Here is a 16,001-nt window from a genome sequence, read left to right as displayed (position 1 = left end):
CCCCCGGTTCAGATCGCTCCGCCCAGAGCGCCGATCGTCGTCTCCACGCGGTGGGTTCGGGCTCGGAAGTGGTGCACCGCGTACTCCACGGCGCGACCGCGCGCGTTCCAGGTGGTCCGGTGGACGACGAGGAGCGGCGCCCGGCGGGGCTCGCCGAGCAGGCGGGCCTCGGCTGCGGTGGCCGCCCGCGCGGACAGCACGTCCCGGGCCGTGTGCGGGACACACCGGGCCCGGCCGAGCAGGTCGTAGAGACCGTGGGTCTCCAGGTCGGTGCCGTCGAGGCGCGCGACGTCGGCCGGGATGGCGTTGTGCAGGATCGCGACGGGCTCCTCGTCGGCGTGGCGGACCCGTTCGATCCAGGTCACCGAGGTCTCGGGCGCCACCCCGAGCGCCTCGGCGACCATGCCCTCGGCGGGTCGCGGCTCGCACACCAGGACCGTGGTGCGCGGGGTCGCGCCCCGGTCCACGATGTCCTGGTGCATGCTCCGCAGGGTGGGGGCCCGGCCGACGGGCGGTGTCCGGACCGTGGTGCCGACGCCGCGCCGTCGGACGAGCAGGCCCCGGCCGACGAGGTGGGCGAGAGCGCGTCGCATGGTCGGCCGGGACACGCCCAGCTCCGCGGCGAGGTCGATCTCGTTCGTGAGCCGGGCGCCGTCGAGCAGCGTCTGGTCGACGATGAGCCCCTCCAGCCACGTCGCCACCTGGTGGTGCAGCGGGACGGGGCTGCTCCGGTCGATCCGGGCGGGCGGCAGTGTCACGGACTCCGCGGACCGGAGGAACGCGGTCACGGGCGCGCCCCCTCCGGCACCACGCGGTGGGCGCGGTGCAGGTGGTGGAGCGTCTCGGTCACCCACGGGTACGGCCGCGGCCGGACGTCGTAGTGGGCCAGCGAGGCGAACGTCCCGTCGAACCGGGGAGTCGGCAGGGTGTGGTCGCGGACGAACCGGATCCAGTCGCCGTGCATGCGCTCCTCCAACGCGCGGGGCGGTTCGGGGCCGGTCATGTCGAGCGTGGCGTCGCGGTCGAGTAGCGCGAACACGAAGGGGACCTCGAGGTCGTGGTACGCGCCCGGGTCCCCGCCGAACGCCGCGGTGCGCCACGCGAACTCGTACCCCCAGACCGGCAGGCCCTCGTCGCGGGCGGCGTCGAGCCAGGCCAGGATCCCGGAGACGAACCCGTGCTGCTCGTGGGTCTTGCGCAGGATCGTGCCCCAGCCGAGATCCGGTAGCGCGCCCCGGACATCGTCCAGGTAGGCGGGGGGATCGGCGACGACGCCGGCGAGCGCGCGCTCCACGCCCGCCCGGTCCCGTTCGGGGTCCGGGAAGGTGTGCAGCAGCGCCTCGTCGGTGCAGAACCCGGCCATGATCGGCACGCGGGAGCTGAACCGGGTCGGTGGGGTCGAAGTCCGGTTCCCGCACCACGCTGAGCCGGTGGGGCGCGCGGGACAGGTCGGCACCGGGCGCGCCGGTCACCGTGGACATCACCTCGAACAGCCGCTCGGGCGCGACCGCGGCGAAGCCGGTCGCGGTGGGGGAGACGTCCAGCTCCCGGGCGATCGCGGCCGTCGCGGCCGTGGCCTGCTCCGCGTCCACGGTGTAGCCCATGGGTCCGCTCTGGTTGACGGCCGCGTGGAACAGGCCGCGCGCGGCAGGCGCCGCGACGAGGTGGGCCACGCTGATCCCGCCCGCGGACTGGCCGTAGATCGTGACCCGGTCGGGATCGCCGCCGAAATCCGCGATGTGCTCCCGGACCCAGCGCAGCGCCGCGACCTGGTCGCGAAGGCCGAGGTTGGCGGGCGCGTCCGGCAGCAGCAGGAACCCCTCGGCGCCGACCCGGTAGTTGATCGACACGGCGACCACGCCGTCCCGGGCGAAGGCGCTGCCGTCGTACATCGGCAGCGCCCCGCCGCCCTCCTTGAACGCGCCGCCGTGGATCCACACGGCGACCGGGGCCGACCCGGCGCGGTCCGGCGTCCACACGTTGAGCGTGAGGACGTCGTCGCCCCGGACCCAGCCGGGGGAGGCGAGCCTGCCGTGCAGCGGGCTCGCGACCTCGTACTGCGGGCAGGTCGCGCCCGGCCGCGTGCCGTCGCGGACCCCGGTCCAGGGGCGGACCGGGGCGGCCTCGCGGAACCGTAGCGACCCGGTCGGGGTGGCCGCGTAAGGGACGTTGAGGAAGCGTGTCACGCCGTGCTCGAGGGTGACGCCCTCGATCCGGCCGTGCGGGGTGTGGACGACGGTCACGACGACGCCGCCTCGCCCGCCCGGAACATCACCGGGTCGGGATCGAGGTTGCCGGGCCCGAGGTCGATGCCCTCGAGGCCGGGGCGCGCGAGCACGATCTTGTCCTGCGCCCCGAACGGCACCATCCACGCGAGATCCAGCATCCGGGTCTGCAGCTGCGTCCACAGCTCCGCCCGGCGCACCGGGTCGGTCTCCGCGGCGCCCGCGGCGAAGAGTGCGTCGATCTCGGGGTCGGAGACCTTGTGCGGGTTGGCGTAGCCGTTGCCGAACCACTCGGTGCCCATGACGTACATGGGGTTGACGCCGTAGAAGAACATCATCGAGGGCGACCGCCGGAACTGCTGGCCGAACTCGGCCAGGCTGGCGGGCACGGAGATCTGCACGTCCACCCCGATGGCCTTCCACTGCGCGGCGACGGCCTGGGCGGCCTCGGTCTGGCCCGGCTGCAGGTTGAACGCGACCATCGGCAGCGTGAAGCCCTGCGGGTAGCCGGCCTCGGCCAGCAGCGCGCGGGCGCGGTCCGGGTCGTAGGGGTAACGGCCGTCGAGGTCGTCGGACCAGCTGTCGGTGCCGGGCACCGAGCTCTGGTTGTTCGGGCGCCCGAACTCGCCGAACAGGGCGGTGGCCAGCGCGGGTCGGTCGAGGGCCAGGTTCAGCGCCTGACGCACGCGCTGGTCGCCGAGAGCGGGCACGAGCGCGCCCGCCCGGTCCATCAGCTGGACCTGGGTGAACAGGTACGGCTCGTGCAGCACCTGGAAGCCCGCCTCCCGTGCGGATGCCGCGGTGCGGGAGGTGCCGAAGGCGTAGTCGACCTGGCCGGTCTGCAGGGCCGCGAGGGCCGCGTTGGGCTCGGGGATGATCGAGACGACGACCTTCCGCCAGTGCACCGCGCCCGGGTCTCAGTACTGCGGGTTCGGGACGTAGGTGTAGGTCTGGCCGGTGGTGGTCTCAGCCTTGTCGATCATGTACTGGCCGGCACCCGCCGTCGCGGTGCCGAGCACCGCGGGGTCGGCCAGCGCGGTCGGGCTGATCACGTCGCCCATCGTCGAGCGCTGGGCGAGCAGGTAGGGCAGCTCGGGGTTCGGGGTCTTGAGCCGGATCCGCAGACCGAGCGGGCCCGTCACGTCGATCCCGTCGAACTGCTGGAGCCTGCTGGCGAACGAACCGCCCGCGCGGCCGTAGTACTCGAGGTGGTCCTTGACGCCCTGGGCGGTCAGCGCGGAGCCGTCGCTGAACCGGACGTTCTCCCGCAGGGTCATCTCGAACGTCGTGTTGGTGGCGTCGGTGTAGCGCCACTCGGTGGCGAGCGCGGGCCCGAACGAGCCGTCGGGCAGCTTGCGGATCAGCGGCTCGTAGGCGAGCTCGAAGATGATGACGCCGGGGTCGCCGTTGCTGCCGCGGGCGGGGTCGAGGGTCGCGGGGGCCGAGCCGATCGCGATGCGCAGCACGTCCGGGTCCTGCGGGGCGGGCCCGGCGCCCGCCCGTTGCGAGCAGCCGGTGACGACGAGGAGCAGGCCGAGGACGAGGACGGTGATCCGTCGCGAGAGGTGTCGCATCACGCCCCCATCCCCAGCGCCTCGGCCTCACGGCGCAGCCGCCGCGCGGCCTGCTTCGCCGGTTCGGGAACCGGCGATGCATCGAGGAGCTTGCGTGTGTACTGGTGCTCGGGTGCGGTGTAGATCTGGTGGGCGGTGCCCTGCTCCATGACCTTCCCGCCCTGCAGGACGACGATCCGGTGCGACATGTAGCGGACGACCGCGAGGTCGTGGGAGATGAACAGCAGGGCGAGGTCCATGTCCCGCTGCAGGTCCCGCAACAGGTTCAGGACCTGCGCCTGGGTGGACAGGTCCAGCGCGCTGACCGCTTCGTCGCAGATCACGAGCTTGGGCAGCAGCATCAGTGCCCTGGCGATCGCGATCCGCTGCCGCTGGCCGCCGGAGAAGGCCGCGGGGTGGCGGTTCGCGTCCGCCGGGGTCAGCCCGACGCGTTCGAGCATCTCGCCGACGGCCCGACGGATCTCGACCGGCTTCAGGTCGCGGTGCACGAGCAGCGGCTCGGCGAGGGTCTGGGCGATCGTCCGGCTCGGGTTGAGCGAGCTGTAGGGGTCCTGGAAGACCACCTGCAGGTGCGCGCTGAGCGTGCGGCGCGGCCGTCCGGTGAGGTGGGTGATGTCTTGCCCGTCGAACGTGACCGTGCCCCCGGTGGGCCGGACGAGGCCGAGGACCGCGTTGCCGGTGGTGGACTTCCCGGACCCCGACTCGCCGACGAGTCCGACGGTCTCACCGGGGTGGACCTCGAAGCTCACCCCGTCGACGGCGGCGAAGCGGCCCTTGCCGAACCCGCGGGAGAACTCGACCCGCAGGTCGTCGACGGACAGCAGGGCGGGGGTCATGAAATCGCTCCGGTGGTCTGCAGGATGCGGTCGGTGTGCAGGCAGCGGGCCCGTCGTGCGTCACCGGTGACGGTGAGCGGGATCGGGGACGCGTCGCACGCGTCGGTCCGCAGGAAGCAGCGGCCCGCGAAGCGGCAGCCGACGGGCCAGCTCGGCGGCGGCGGGACGGTCCCCTCGATCGTGCGGATCCGCTGCCCCTCGACGGCCAGGTGCGGGTCCGCCTGGAGCAGGCCGAACGTGTACGGGTGGGCGGGTCGGGTGAAGACGTCCTCGACCGCGGCGTACTCCACGGCCTGGCCCGCATACATCACGACGGCGCGGGTGGCGATGTCCGCGACCACGCCCCAGTCGTGGGTCACCAGGATCATGGCCATGCCGAGCTCGCGCTGCAGCGAGCGCAGCAGCTCGAGGATCCCGGCCTGGACGGTGGCGTCGAGCGCGGTGGTGGGCTCGTCCGCGATCAGCAGCGACGGCCTGCCCGCGAGCGCGCGGGCGATGACCACACGCTGGGCCATGCCGCCGGAGATCTGGTGGGGGTACTTGGCGGCCACCGCCTCCGGCTCGGGCAGCCCGACGAGCGTGAGCAGCTCGATCATCCGGATCCTGGCCGCGGCGGTCGACCCGCCCTCGTGCGTGCGGATCGACTCGACGAGCTGGTTGCCCACGGTGAACGAGGGATCCAGGCTCACCATCGGCTCCTGCGAGATGAAGGCGATCTCCGAGCCGCGCAGCGCGGCGAGCCGGGACGGGTCCGCCGTTGCGAGGTCGGTGCCGCCGAAGTCGACCGAGCCGCGCGCGATGCGCCCGCCGCCGGGGATCAGCCCCAGCACCGAGAGTGCGGTGACGGTCTTGCCGCAGCCGGACTCACCGACGAGCGCGAGGGTCTCCCCGGGCCCGACGGAGAAGCTCACCCCGTCCACGACGGTGGTCCAGCCCGCGGCCAGCGGCAGCTCCACGGTGAGGTCGCGGACCTCTAGGACCGCGTTCGGCACCGGCTCCGGGGCGGCCTCGCCCGCGACCGTGCCGGCCACGGTCTGAGGGGCAGCGCCCAGCCTGCGACCGGCGGTGCCGAGCCCCGAGCGGCCGCCCTGGGCGGCGTCGCGCAGGGCGTCGCCGAGCAGGATGAAGGCCAGCACGGTGACGGCGATGACCCCGCCGGACGGAACGATGAGCCACGGCTGCTCCTGCAGCACCGTCGATCCCTCGGAGACCATCCCGCCCCAGGTGGGAGCGGGCGGGGAGACCCCCAGCCCGAGGAACCCGAGACCGCTCTGGACCAACAGCGCGGTACCCGCCAGGAGCGCGGAGCGCACGACGATCGGGTTGGTGATCCGTGGCAGGATGTGCCGCACCATGACCCGGATGTGGCCGAGGCCCGCGACCCGGGCCGCCGCCACGTACAGCTCGTTGCGGGTGGCAAGGGCGGCCGCACGGGCCACCCGGGTGAGCCCTGGGGTGAACAGGACGCCGAGGGTGATCATCGCGGCGTGCTGGTTCTGGCCGAACACGGCCAGCGCCATGAGCAGCACGACGATCGCCGGGATGGCCATGCCGATGTCCGCGACCCGGCTGATGACGGCGTCGAACCAGCCGCCGAAGTACCCGGCGACGGTGCCCGCGGGCACGCCGATCAGCAGGGCCACCGCCAGGGCCTCGGCGACGCCGAGGAAGGTCGGCTGCCCGACGAACAACAGCCTGCTGAGCACGTCGCGCCCGACGGTGTCAGTGCCCAGCAGGTGGGCGGCCGAGGGACCCTCGAGGACGTGGGCCAGGTCGTTCTGCAGCGGGTCGTACGGGGCGAGCCAGGCGGCCCCGGCACAGGCCAGCACGAGCAGGACCAGCAGGGAGACCGAGAACGCCCCGCTGCCGGAGCGCAGCAGCCTGCGGGCGAAGGCCCGGCGCGGCCGGTCCGGGCGCCGAGGCGGTGTGGTGGTGGGGGAGTCGGTTCGGGACAGGGAGTCGAGGGTCATCGCGCGCGCACCTTCGGGTTGAGCCAGCCGTAGGCGAGGTCGGTGAGGATGTTGATCGCGACGACCAGCAGCGTCAGGTAGAGCGCCGCGCCCAGGATGACCGGGATGTCGCGCTGGGCGGTGGCCGTCACGACCGTGGTACCGAGGCCCGGCAGCACGAAGATGGACTCGATGACCACGGCGCCGGTGAGCGAGCCGACGAACAGCACGCCGACCACCGTGACGATCGGGATGGCGGCGTTGCGCAGGGCGTGCTTGAACACGACGCTGCGCTCGCGGATCCCGTTGGCGCGCAGCGCGGTCACGTACGGGCTCGCCAGCACCTCGAGCATCGAGTCGCGGGTCTGCTTGGCGAGCGAGGTGATCATCCCGGCGGCGAGGGCGAGCACCGGCAGCACGAGCGAGTAGTACCACTCGAGGGGATCGTCGAGGAACGGGACGTAGCCGGTGGCGGGCAGCAGCGCCAGCTGGACGGCGAAGAGGTAGATCAGGAGCAGGGCCAGCCAGAAGGCGGGGACCGCGAAGCCCGCGATGGCGAGCACGTCGATCACCCGGCTGACCCAGCCCTGGCGGCGCGCGGTCAGCACGCCGACCGAGACGCCCGCGACGATCGCCACGCCGAGGGCACCCACGAGCAGCAGCAGCGTGACGCCGAACCGGGCGTTGACGAGGTCGGTCACCGGCTCGTTGTTGAAGATCGACACCCCGAGGTCGCCCTGCAGGACGCCGGAGAGCCAGGTCCAGTACTGGGCCCACACCGGCTGGTCGAGACCGAGCTCGCGGGTGAGGCTCTCGATCGCCTCGGGGGTGGCGTTGGTGCCGAGGATGGCGGAGGCGGCGTTGCCGGGCAGTGCGTTCATCAGCACGAACACCACCGCGGTCACGATGAGCACGAGGGGGATGGACAACGCGAGCCTGCCCGCGACCATCCGGATCATGCGCACACCGCCCGGTCCGGGAGGCGGCGCCGCGCGTTGCGGGCGATCACTCCGGCGGTGTCCGACCACAAGTGGGGCGGGATCTGGTGCCCCATGCCGGCGTAGACGTGCAGTTCGGAGTCGGGGACGGCCTGCGCCGTCGCGATGCCGCCGGTGAAGTCGATCAGTCGGTCGTCGCGGCCGTGGATGACGACGGTGGGCACCGTGATCCCCGCGAGACCCGGCCTGCGGTCGGGCGCGTCCATGATCGCGCGCTGCTGTCGGGCCTGGCCGTCCGGCCGGTGGCTGCGGTCGTACACCGCCGTGGCGAACTCCAGGATCTCCTGCTCGGTGAGCCCGTCGAGGCCGGAGATCCGCTCCTGCTCGATGTAGTGCGCGATGGCGGAGTCGCGGTCGGCGGCGGGCCGCCTGCCGCGCACCTCCTGCACGTAGGGGTCATCGGTGCGGCGGAAGCCGATGTGCGGCGCCGAGTAGATGGAGCACAGGCTGCGCAGACGCTCGGGGTAGGTGATCGCGAACTGCTGGGCGATCATCCCGCCCATCGACTGGCCCGCGATGTGGGCGCTGTCCAGGCCGAGGTGGTCCATCAGGCCGACGACGTCCGCCGCCATGTCGTCGACGGTGTAGAGCGCGTCGTGTGGGAACTCCGACGACAGTCCGATGTCGCGGTTGTCGAACAGGACGACGCGGAAGTCGTGCTTCTCCAACTCGGCGACGAACCCGGGGAACCAGGCGATGAGCTGCGCCCCGAGGCCATGGATCAGGACCAGGGGTTCGCCCGACTCGGGGCCCTGCGTCTCGTAGTACAGGCGGTGGGTGGTCAGGTCGGCGTAGGGCATGAGGGCCTCCTGGGGCCGGTGGTGGCCCGGCCCGGGACGGTCTCTGCGGCGCGCGTCCCGGGCCGTGGTCCTGTGGTGGCGGAGCTCAGTCGGTCGTGTCGGCCGCGGGCCGCAGGGTGTAGAGGTTCATGATCGGCTCACCGCCGCTCACCTCGACGCCGGTTACGCCCTCGCGCACGAAGTAGACGGCCTGCAGCGTGCTGATCGGGACGTAGAGGCCCTGGTCGACGATCCGGGCCTGCATCTGCTCCTGCAGCGCGGTCTGCTCGGGGCCCGCCGGCGTGGCCTGGAAGCGCGCGTAGAGGTCCTGCAGCGGCGCGTCGGTGGTCTCCCAGGGGTTCAGTACGCCCGAGGAGGCCTGCAGTTGCTCCTGGGTGAGCAGGTTGGGGGCCTCCACCTGGCCGAAGAACACCATCGCGGGGTACTGCTTGTTCCGCAGCGCCTGGACGGCGGCGCCGCGCTCCATCTGGTGCAGGGTCAGCTTCACGCCGATCGCGTCGTAATAACTGGTCAGGGACTGGGCGAACGTCGACTCCAGTCCGTTGCGGTTGCTGACGATCACGTCGAGGGTGAAGCCGTTCGGGTAGCCCGCCTCGGCCAGCAGCGCCTTCGCCTTGGCAGGGTCGTAGGAGTACCGGTCCTCGGTGGCTTGGGCGAACCCGGTCATCTCCGGGGTCAGCATCGAGACGTTCGGGTCGCCGAAGTCCCGGAACACGGCCTTCGCCACGGCGGTCCGGTCGACGGCGAAGTTCAGCGCCTGGCGGACCCGGGCGTCGCCGAGGGCGGGCTGCAGCGCGCCGCCGCGGTCGAGAAGGATCAAGGAGTTCCACAGGTACGGCGCGGTCACGACGTCGATCGCGGATCGACCGGTCTGCGCGGTCGACGCGGTGGTCGCGTCGCCGACGGCGACGTCCGCCTGGCCGCTCTGGACGGCGCTGAGTCGGGCGGCCGCATCGGGGACGACCTTGATCGTGAGGCGGTCCCAGTGCTGCTGCTCGGGGTTCCAGTAGCTCGGGTTCCGGGTGTAGGAGTACACCGACCCACTGACCGTCGCCGCGGGGTCGAGCACATAGGGACCCGCTCCGAACGACGCCGTACCCAGCGCATCCGGGTTCGCGATGCCCTTGGGGGAGATCACGTAGCCGTACCGGTCCTGGGTGAGACTCTCGGGCCACGCCGCGTCGCTGGCGGCCAGGTGCATGGTGAGCCGCTGCGGTCCGTCGACGTCGATCGAGGTGACGTTCGCGAATCGCGACGAGAACAGTCCGTTGCCGCCCTTGAAGTACTCCATCCACTGCTTCACGGCGGCGGCGTCGAGCGGGGTCCCGTCGCTGAAGGCCACGCCCTCGCGCAGGGTGAGCTGGAAGGTCCGGTTGGTCGCATCCGTGTAGGCCCACTCGGTGGCCAGACCGGGCACGAGGGTGCCGTCGGACGACCGCACGATCAGCGAGTCGTACGCGGGCTGGACGAAGAACTGGTCCGGGATGCCCGTCCCGATCTTGATCGGGTTGAGGCTGCTCACGGCACTGGGTACGGCGACGGTCAGCTCACCGTCGGTGGCGGCGGCGGACCCGCCGCCGGACCCGCAGCCCGCGAGCACGAGGCTCGCCGCGGCGACGGCCGCAGCCACCGCCGCCCGCCATGACGTGACACGAGGTCGACCCACGCTGGTCTCCTTCGACCGGGACTGCACGTCATCGTGACGTGCTGTCGTCTCGTAGTGTTGACAGGACAAATCTGGGGACACTGCGATGCCGTCGGGGATGGATGACGGCGGGGGTGGCTCGACCGGCGGAGCGGCCGGGCCGGGTGTGTCGAGACCGTAAGGCTGGTGCTTGACACGAGTCAAGCACGAGTATCGTCTCGGGGAGGTGACGGGCCAGGAGAGGACGCGATGACCAGCACCCCCCGGCTGACGGCGGCGGACGTGGCGCGCGCGGCGGGGGTCTCGCGCGCGACCGTCAGTTACGTGCTGAACGGTTCGACCACCCAGCGGATCTCGGAGGCCACGCGTCAGCACGTCCGGGCCGTGGCCGAGGACCTCGGGTACCTGCCGAACGCCGCGGCCGTGAACCTGCGCCGCGGCGGCAACCGACTGGTCCTGTTCGCGGTGGGGAGCTGGCCGATCGGCCCGCTCGTCGCGGACCTGATGGCGACCACGGTGACCCGGCTCGAGGAGCGCGGCTATCACGCCCTCATCCAGGTCCGGGCCGGAGTGGACGCGGAGCGCCTCTTGGCCACCTACGGACAGGTGCACCCCGTCGGGGTCATCGCCCCCGCCGCCGTGTTGACCCCACAGGTGGTGCGGGTGCTCCGGGCGGGCGGGGCAGCGGGGATCCTCGGGTTCGGGGAGCGCCCGGTGCCCGGCGTGCACACGGTGACCTTCAGTCAGGTGGACATCGGCGCCCGGATCGGCGCGCACCTCGTTGAACGGGGACACCGCCACCTGGTGTATGTCGCGACGCCCGGCCCGCTGTCCGCCCCGGTCGCGGACTACCGGACGGAGGGGCTGCGGGATGTGGTCGGGCCGGTCGGCGGCACCGTCCGGCCGGTGTGGGCCGAGCAGTCGGTGACCGCCGCCGAGGAGGCGCTGCGCGCGGCCCTGCGGGACGACCCCCGCCCGACCGCCGTGGTGTGCCAGTCGGACGATCTCGCCGTCGTCGTCTACGCCGCCCTGGCGGAGCTCGGGTTACGTGTGCCCACCGACCTCGCCGTGGTCGGCTCTGACGACTCACCCATCGCCCGGCTGCTCAGCCCCCAGCTGACGTCCGTCGCGATCGGCGAGGTGCCCGCGCTGCGGACCCTGGGGGACCGGCTGGACGACGTCGTCTCCGGCAGGCAGGTGCCCTGGGAGATCCCCTCCGAGCCGGTCGAGCTGGTGGCGCGGGGGTCCACACTGGGCTGAGCGACCAGGCGCTCGGTCGAATAGGTTCTGCCTGTCGAACCGTACGGCAGCGTCTCTTTGCCGCGCACGCGTCCGCGATGGTCTGCTGTCGGCGGGCCGGTTCCCCGGCTCGCACAGGTTTCCGAGGGAGCGAGCCGCGTGATCCGTGGGTCGGTTCGGCTCGCGGGCGTGATGCTCCCCGCGGGCCGTCGCTCGGACGGTCACGATGAGGAGTGCCATGTCCCCCCGTCTCGCGCCCGTGGCGTCGCCCGACGCCGAGCAGCTCCGGCTGATGGGCACCGCGCTCCAGCGCGGCGAGCCGCTGAACATCTTCCGCACGCTCGCGCACCACCCCGCGCTGCTGGCCAAGCTCCGGCCCATGGGCACCGTGTTCCTGTTTCGGGACCACCGGCTGGACGCGCGGGCGCGCGAGCTGATGATCCTGCGCAGCGCGCACCACTCCGGCTCGGAGTACGAGTTCGGGCAACACATGATCATCGGCGCCAAGGCGGGTGTGACCGACGAGGAGATCGACCGGATCGTGCAGCCGGGCGTCGAGGGTTGGTCGGCGGCCGACGCGCTGCTCCTGCGCGTGGTCGACGAGCTGGTCGCGACCGACACGCTGGGCGCCGAGCTCTGGGCCGAGCTCACCACGGCCCACGACGAGGGCACGGTCATCGAGATCCTGCTGCTCCCGGGCTTCTACCGGATGCTCGCCGGGTTCCTCAACGCCGCCGGCGTCGAGCGCGAGGACGACACCCCCGGCTGGCCGGCCGCCCGGTCGACCGCGTCGGCGAGGAGCTGACCCGTGCCGGAGGGGTACGGACGCTTCGCGGACGCCACCGTGCTGGTGCTCGGCGGCGGCGTCGACGGTCTGCCCGACGACCCGACGGCGACGGGCAACGGACGGGCGATCGCGTGCAGGCTCGCGGAGGAGGGCGCACGGGTCGCCGTGACCGACCTCAGCGAGGAGCGGGCGGCGCAGACCGTCGCGCTGCTGGCGGAGCCGGGTCTGGCGATCGCGGCGGATGCCTCCGACCCCGACGCCTGCCGCGCGGCCGTGGACCGGACCGAGCGCGAGCTCGGGCCGGTGGACGTCGTGATCGGCAACGTCGGCATCGGTGGAGGAGGCCCGATCTCCCGGCAGAGCGAGGAGCAGTTCGACTTCGCGATGCACGTCAACGTGCGCAGCCACTGGGTCACGGCCCAGCGGGTGCTGCCGTCCATGGTGGAGCGCGGGCGCGGTGCGTTCGTGTTCGTCAGCTCGATCGCCGGCGTGCAGGGCAGCGGGTTCGACCTCGGCTACGAGACGTCCAAGGCGGCCCAGCTCGCGCTGGCCCGCCACATCGCCGTCCGGTACGGGATGGACGGGATCAGGGCGAACACGGTGGTCCTGGGCCTGATCGACTCCGCCATGGGTCGGCGCAGCATGGGCAACGGCGCGGGGATCAGCACCCTCCGCAACGCGCTGCCGGCGCTCGCCCGCCAGGGCAGGCCCGACGAGGTGGCGTCGGCCGTCGCGTTCCTGGCGTCCGAGGACGCGTCGTACGTCTCCGGGGCGACGATCATGGTCGACGGCGGACTGACGGCACGGGGCTCCGACAGCCTGTTCCGCGGCCGGAACGCCGTCGCGTCGCTCGATGCCCGGCGCTGAGCCGGTCGCAGGCCACGACCTCATGGGCGTGGCCTGCGGGATCGGGGCTCACTCGGCCTTCGTGAACTCCGTGTGCACCTGCTCGACGATCTCGGCGGCGGGGCGCACGGCGTCGACCCCGGAGACGGTGTGCCCCGCGCTCCGGACGTCGGTCCAGCGCCGCGGACTCGCCCCGCCACCGAACAGGACGGCCGCGCTCTCCGGCGTGACCATCTCGTCGAGGGTGGCGGGGTCGAGGCCGGCGGCGACGATGGACGGGCGGAGCATGCTGGTTGCGAGCCCGGTGAAGGCCCGGGTGAGGACGACGTCGTCGAGGGTGGAGTCGACCAGCATCTGCTTGTACTCGGGCGCCGCGCGGCTCTCCTCCGCGGCGATGAACCGCGTACCCATGTAGGCCAGGTCGCAGCCGAGCACCCGCGCTGCCCGCAGCGCGTGGCCGTCGCTGATCCCGCCTGCCAGGACGATCGGGCCGTCGAAGAAGGCCCGCACCGCGCGGACGAAGGCGAACGGGTTCATCCAGCCGGTCTGTCCGCCCGCACCGGCGGAGAGCAGGATGAGTGCATCGGCCCCCGCGGCCACGGCGCGTTGGGCGTGCGTGAGTGTTGCGACGTCTGCAAGCACGAGCGCGCCCGCCTCGTGCAGCGGCGCGACCACGCCCGCGGGCGATCCCACGCTCGTGATGACCACCTGGACGCGGTGCCTGGCGATCACCTCCAGGTCCGCTTCCGCGCGCGGCGACCGGATGATGATGTTCGCGGCACAGGGCGGGGCATCCGCCGAGGTGCTCGCGGCGATCTCGGCGAACCACTCGTCGAGCTCGGCCGTGGACCGCGCGTTCGCCGTGGGGAAGGCCCCGATGACACCGGCGTTGCAGCACGCGGAGACGAGCTCGGGCCCGGACACCCGCAGCATCGGGGCGGCGATCACCGGTAGCCGCAGCCGGTCCGTGATCGCGGCCGGTAGCCGTCCGAGCCCCTCGTGCGCCGTCATGGCACCTCCACACCGTCGTGTCGCGTCGCCGTCGCGCGCCGGGGACGCCGGGCGCCGGACCCAGCGAACATCGACTCCGACACCGTCGGCAAGGACGTGCCGCCGATACCGGCGTGAGGCGCTGCCTATGCCCCCATAGCTCTCGCCTCACGATCCGATAGGCCCGACCTCGTTGCCGAGGCCCGTGATCGTTGTTTGACTCGGTCTCCGGAGGAGGCGGCGCGGAGCCGCCCTCCCCACATCCCGTTCGACGTCGCACGGAGGAATCGATGACGGTCTCCCACCATTCGTTGTCGTCGCGGGCGGAGCACGGCGAGGGCGTCCGGTGGCCCGGCATCACGGCGCGGCCCGTACCCGAGGAGGTCCCGTGGGTGGGGCCGACGGTCAGCGAGCTCACCCTGCGGGCGCTGCGCCGCTACCCGGACCGCGTGGCGTTCGTCGACGGCGCGGAATCCCTCACGTACGGCGCCGTCCTCGAGCTGATCGGCCGGATTCAGACCGTGCTCCAGGCGAAGGGCCTCCGCCGCGGGGACCGGGTGGGCCTGCTGGGCGGCAACAGCGTCGCGGTCTGGTGCGCAGGAGTCGCCGTCCAGGCGTGTGGCATGGTGTCCTCGCCGCTGCACCCGAAGGGGTCGCTCCAGGACCAGCTCTACCAGCTCGCCGACCTCGACGCGGCCGCCTGCCTGGTCGACGTGCGCACGCACGCCATCCGGGCCCACGAGCTGGCCGAGCAGGCGGACGGCGTCCACGTGTTCGGGCTCGGGGGCGAGGTCGGGGGGCCGGACCTGCTGGCCGAGGCGCATGCGGTCGGCTCCGTCCGCGCGGTGGACACGGCCCGGTCGGACGAGATCGGCCTGGTCAACTACACCGGCGGCACCACGGGGACGCCCAAGGGTGCCGTGCGGCGACACCGGGCGCTCAGCCGCGCCGTGCAGGCGGTCCTGTCGGACTTCGAGGTGCCGGTCGGCGCCCGCTACCTCGCGGTGGCACCGATCAGCCACGTCGGCGGCACCAAGGTCCTGCCTGTGCTCCTGCGTGGCGGCACCGTCCACCTCCACCAGGCGTTCGACCCTGGCCGGGTGCTGGCCGCGGTCGAGCGGGACCGCATCACGATGACCCTCGCGGTGCCCACGATGATCTACTCCCTGCTCGACGAACCTGCGCTGTCCCGCACCGACCTGAGCTCGCTCGAGCTCGTCCTCTACGGGGCCGCCCCGATCTCGCCCACCCGGCTGGCACAGGCCACCGAGCGGTTCGGTCCGGTCTTCTCGCACCTCTACGGCCAGACGGAGTGCTACCCGATCAGCGTGCTGCGGCGGGACGAGCACCAGGACCCCGCACTGGTCGGGTCCTGCGGGGTGCCGGTCTCGCCGAACGAGGTCACCCTTCTGGACCCCGACGGCGCCAAGGTGCCGACGGGCGAGACGGGGGAGATCTGCGTCCGCGGACCCTTCGTGATGGAGGGCTACGTCGGCAAGCCCGAGCTCACCGCCGAGACCCTCGCCGACGGATGGCTCCACACCGGCGACCTCGCCCGGCGCGACGAGCGCGGCTTCCTGACCATCGTCGACCGCCTCAAGGACATGATCATCAGCGGCGGGTTCAACGTCTACCCGCGGGAGGTCGAGGACGCCCTCACCTCCCACCCCTCCGTCGCCGCCGCGGCGGTCTACGGCATCCCCGACGAGCGGTGGGGCGAGGCGGTGACCGCCGCCGTCGTCCTGCGGCCGGGGTCCGCCGCCACCGCCACGGACCTGAGCGGCCATGTCCGCGAGCTCAAGGGCGCCGTCCAGGCGCCGAAGCAGATCCTCCTGGTCGACGCGCTGCCCACCACCGCAATCGGCAAGATCGACAAAAAGGCCCTGCGCTCGCGGCACTGAGCCTGGTGGTGACCCCTCGTCGCAGCGCCGCGTCGTGTCGCGGGCCTGCGAGTCGATCTTGGACCGACCCGCGCGGCGGAGGCGGTGCTCGCGACGATCAGCGGCCGAGCACGGGACCGGCCCGGTCCGCGCCGTTCGGGGCGCGGACCGGGCCGGGTCATTCGAGACTCTTCGCTCGGAGATCCCCGGTCAAGCGGCCTGGAGTCGCTTG

11 protein-coding genes and 1 pseudogene are annotated in these 16,001 nt (G+C 72.6%); 4 read left to right on the top strand and 8 right to left on the bottom strand.

Annotated elements, in window-relative coordinates:
- Nucleotides 1–8: 8 nt before the first annotated feature.
- The 7 genes and pseudogenes from LWC33_RS36670 to LWC33_RS31250 form a co-directional block, all read right to left on the bottom strand.
- Nucleotides 9–2,186 (bottom strand): carboxylesterase family protein, encoded by a 2,178-nt coding sequence (locus LWC33_RS36670; protein WP_372476737.1) that lies wholly within the window; start codon nt 2,184–2,186, stop codon nt 9–11.
- Nucleotides 2,187–2,239: 53 nt separating this feature from the next.
- Nucleotides 2,240–3,799 (bottom strand): annotated as a pseudogene (locus tag LWC33_RS31275) (ABC transporter substrate-binding protein).
- Entirely contained in the window at nt 3,799–4,635 is an 837-nt protein-coding gene (locus LWC33_RS31270; protein WP_233308310.1) for an ATP-binding cassette domain-containing protein, read from the bottom strand. The pseudogene LWC33_RS31275 and the gene LWC33_RS31270 overlap by 1 nt, the downstream one beginning before the upstream one ends.
- Nucleotides 4,632–6,605, bottom strand: a complete 1,974-nt coding sequence (locus LWC33_RS31265) for a dipeptide/oligopeptide/nickel ABC transporter permease/ATP-binding protein (protein WP_233308309.1) — start codon at nt 6,603–6,605, stop codon at nt 4,632–4,634. The genes LWC33_RS31270 and LWC33_RS31265 overlap by 4 nt, the downstream gene beginning before the upstream one ends.
- Nucleotides 6,602–7,543: an ABC transporter permease gene (locus LWC33_RS31260; protein ID WP_233308308.1), complete on the bottom strand. Its 942-nt coding sequence runs from the start codon at nt 7,541–7,543 to the stop codon at nt 6,602–6,604. The genes LWC33_RS31265 and LWC33_RS31260 overlap by 4 nt, the downstream gene beginning before the upstream one ends.
- The gene (locus LWC33_RS31255; RefSeq protein ID WP_233308307.1) at nt 7,540–8,382 is read right to left on the bottom strand and encodes an alpha/beta fold hydrolase; all 843 of its coding nucleotides are present in this window, start codon (nt 8,380–8,382) and stop codon (nt 7,540–7,542) included. The genes LWC33_RS31260 and LWC33_RS31255 overlap by 4 nt, the downstream gene beginning before the upstream one ends.
- Before the next feature lie 85 nt (nt 8,383–8,467).
- A complete protein-coding gene (locus LWC33_RS31250; RefSeq protein WP_233308306.1) occupies nt 8,468–10,048 on the bottom strand; it encodes an ABC transporter substrate-binding protein in 1,581 nt (526 codons plus the stop codon).
- A gap of 228 nt (nt 10,049–10,276) precedes the next feature.
- Here LWC33_RS31250 and LWC33_RS31245 point away from each other — a divergent pair, with 228 nt between their 5' ends.
- The 3 genes from LWC33_RS31245 to LWC33_RS31235 all read left to right on the top strand — a co-directional run bounded on the left by LWC33_RS31245 (nt 10,277) and on the right by LWC33_RS31235 (nt 12,920).
- Nucleotides 10,277–11,287, top strand: a complete 1,011-nt coding sequence (locus LWC33_RS31245) for a LacI family DNA-binding transcriptional regulator (RefSeq protein WP_233308305.1) — start codon at nt 10,277–10,279, stop codon at nt 11,285–11,287.
- A gap of 217 nt (nt 11,288–11,504) precedes the next feature.
- Nucleotides 11,505–12,071 (top strand): carboxymuconolactone decarboxylase family protein, encoded by a 567-nt coding sequence (locus LWC33_RS31240; protein ID WP_233308304.1) that lies wholly within the window; start codon nt 11,505–11,507, stop codon nt 12,069–12,071.
- Between the two features lie 3 nt (nt 12,072–12,074).
- On the top strand, nt 12,075–12,920 hold the full coding sequence (locus LWC33_RS31235) for an SDR family NAD(P)-dependent oxidoreductase (RefSeq protein ID WP_233308303.1): 846 nt from the start codon (nt 12,075–12,077) through the stop codon (nt 12,918–12,920).
- A 48-nt stretch (nt 12,921–12,968) separates the two neighbouring features.
- Here LWC33_RS31235 and LWC33_RS31230 read toward each other — a convergent pair whose 3' ends face one another.
- Entirely contained in the window at nt 12,969–13,910 is a 942-nt protein-coding gene (locus LWC33_RS31230; RefSeq protein WP_233308302.1) for an NAD(P)H-dependent flavin oxidoreductase, read from the bottom strand.
- A gap of 269 nt (nt 13,911–14,179) precedes the next feature.
- Between LWC33_RS31230 and LWC33_RS31225 the strand changes: the two genes are divergently transcribed.
- Nucleotides 14,180–15,790, top strand: coding sequence for an AMP-binding protein (locus tag LWC33_RS31225; RefSeq protein WP_233308301.1), 1,611 nt, complete (start codon nt 14,180–14,182; stop codon nt 15,788–15,790).
- The last annotated feature ends 211 nt before the right edge of the window (nt 15,791–16,001 follow it).

Origin of the sequence: Pseudonocardia terrae (assembly GCF_021343995.1) — a bacterium.
Lineage (GTDB): Bacteria > Actinomycetota > Actinomycetes > Mycobacteriales > Pseudonocardiaceae > Pseudonocardia > Pseudonocardia terrae.
Note: the sequence above shows the minus strand (reverse complement) of the source record. Positions and strands in the feature narration are given on the sequence as shown.

Excerpts from the sequence above, each read along its gene's own strand:
- LWC33_RS31270 (WP_233308310.1), bottom strand. The coding sequence starts at position 4,635 with ATGACCCCCGCCCTGCTGTCCGTCGACGACCTGCGGGTCGAGTTCTCC.
- LWC33_RS31260 (WP_233308308.1), bottom strand. The coding sequence starts at position 7,543 with ATGATCCGGATGGTCGCGGGCAGGCTCGCGTTGTCCATCCCCCTCGTG.
- LWC33_RS31225 (WP_233308301.1), top strand. The coding sequence starts at position 14,180 with ATGACGGTCTCCCACCATTCGTTGTCGTCGCGGGCGGAGCACGGCGAG.
- LWC33_RS31245 (WP_233308305.1), top strand. The coding sequence starts at position 10,277 with ATGACCAGCACCCCCCGGCTGACGGCGGCGGACGTGGCGCGCGCGGCG.
- LWC33_RS31255 (WP_233308307.1), bottom strand. The coding sequence starts at position 8,382 with ATGCCCTACGCCGACCTGACCACCCACCGCCTGTACTACGAGACGCAG.
- LWC33_RS31265 (WP_233308309.1), bottom strand. The coding sequence starts at position 6,605 with ATGACCCTCGACTCCCTGTCCCGAACCGACTCCCCCACCACCACACCG.
- LWC33_RS31240 (WP_233308304.1), top strand. The coding sequence starts at position 11,505 with ATGTCCCCCCGTCTCGCGCCCGTGGCGTCGCCCGACGCCGAGCAGCTC.
- LWC33_RS31230 (WP_233308302.1), bottom strand. The coding sequence starts at position 13,910 with ATGACGGCGCACGAGGGGCTCGGACGGCTACCGGCCGCGATCACGGAC.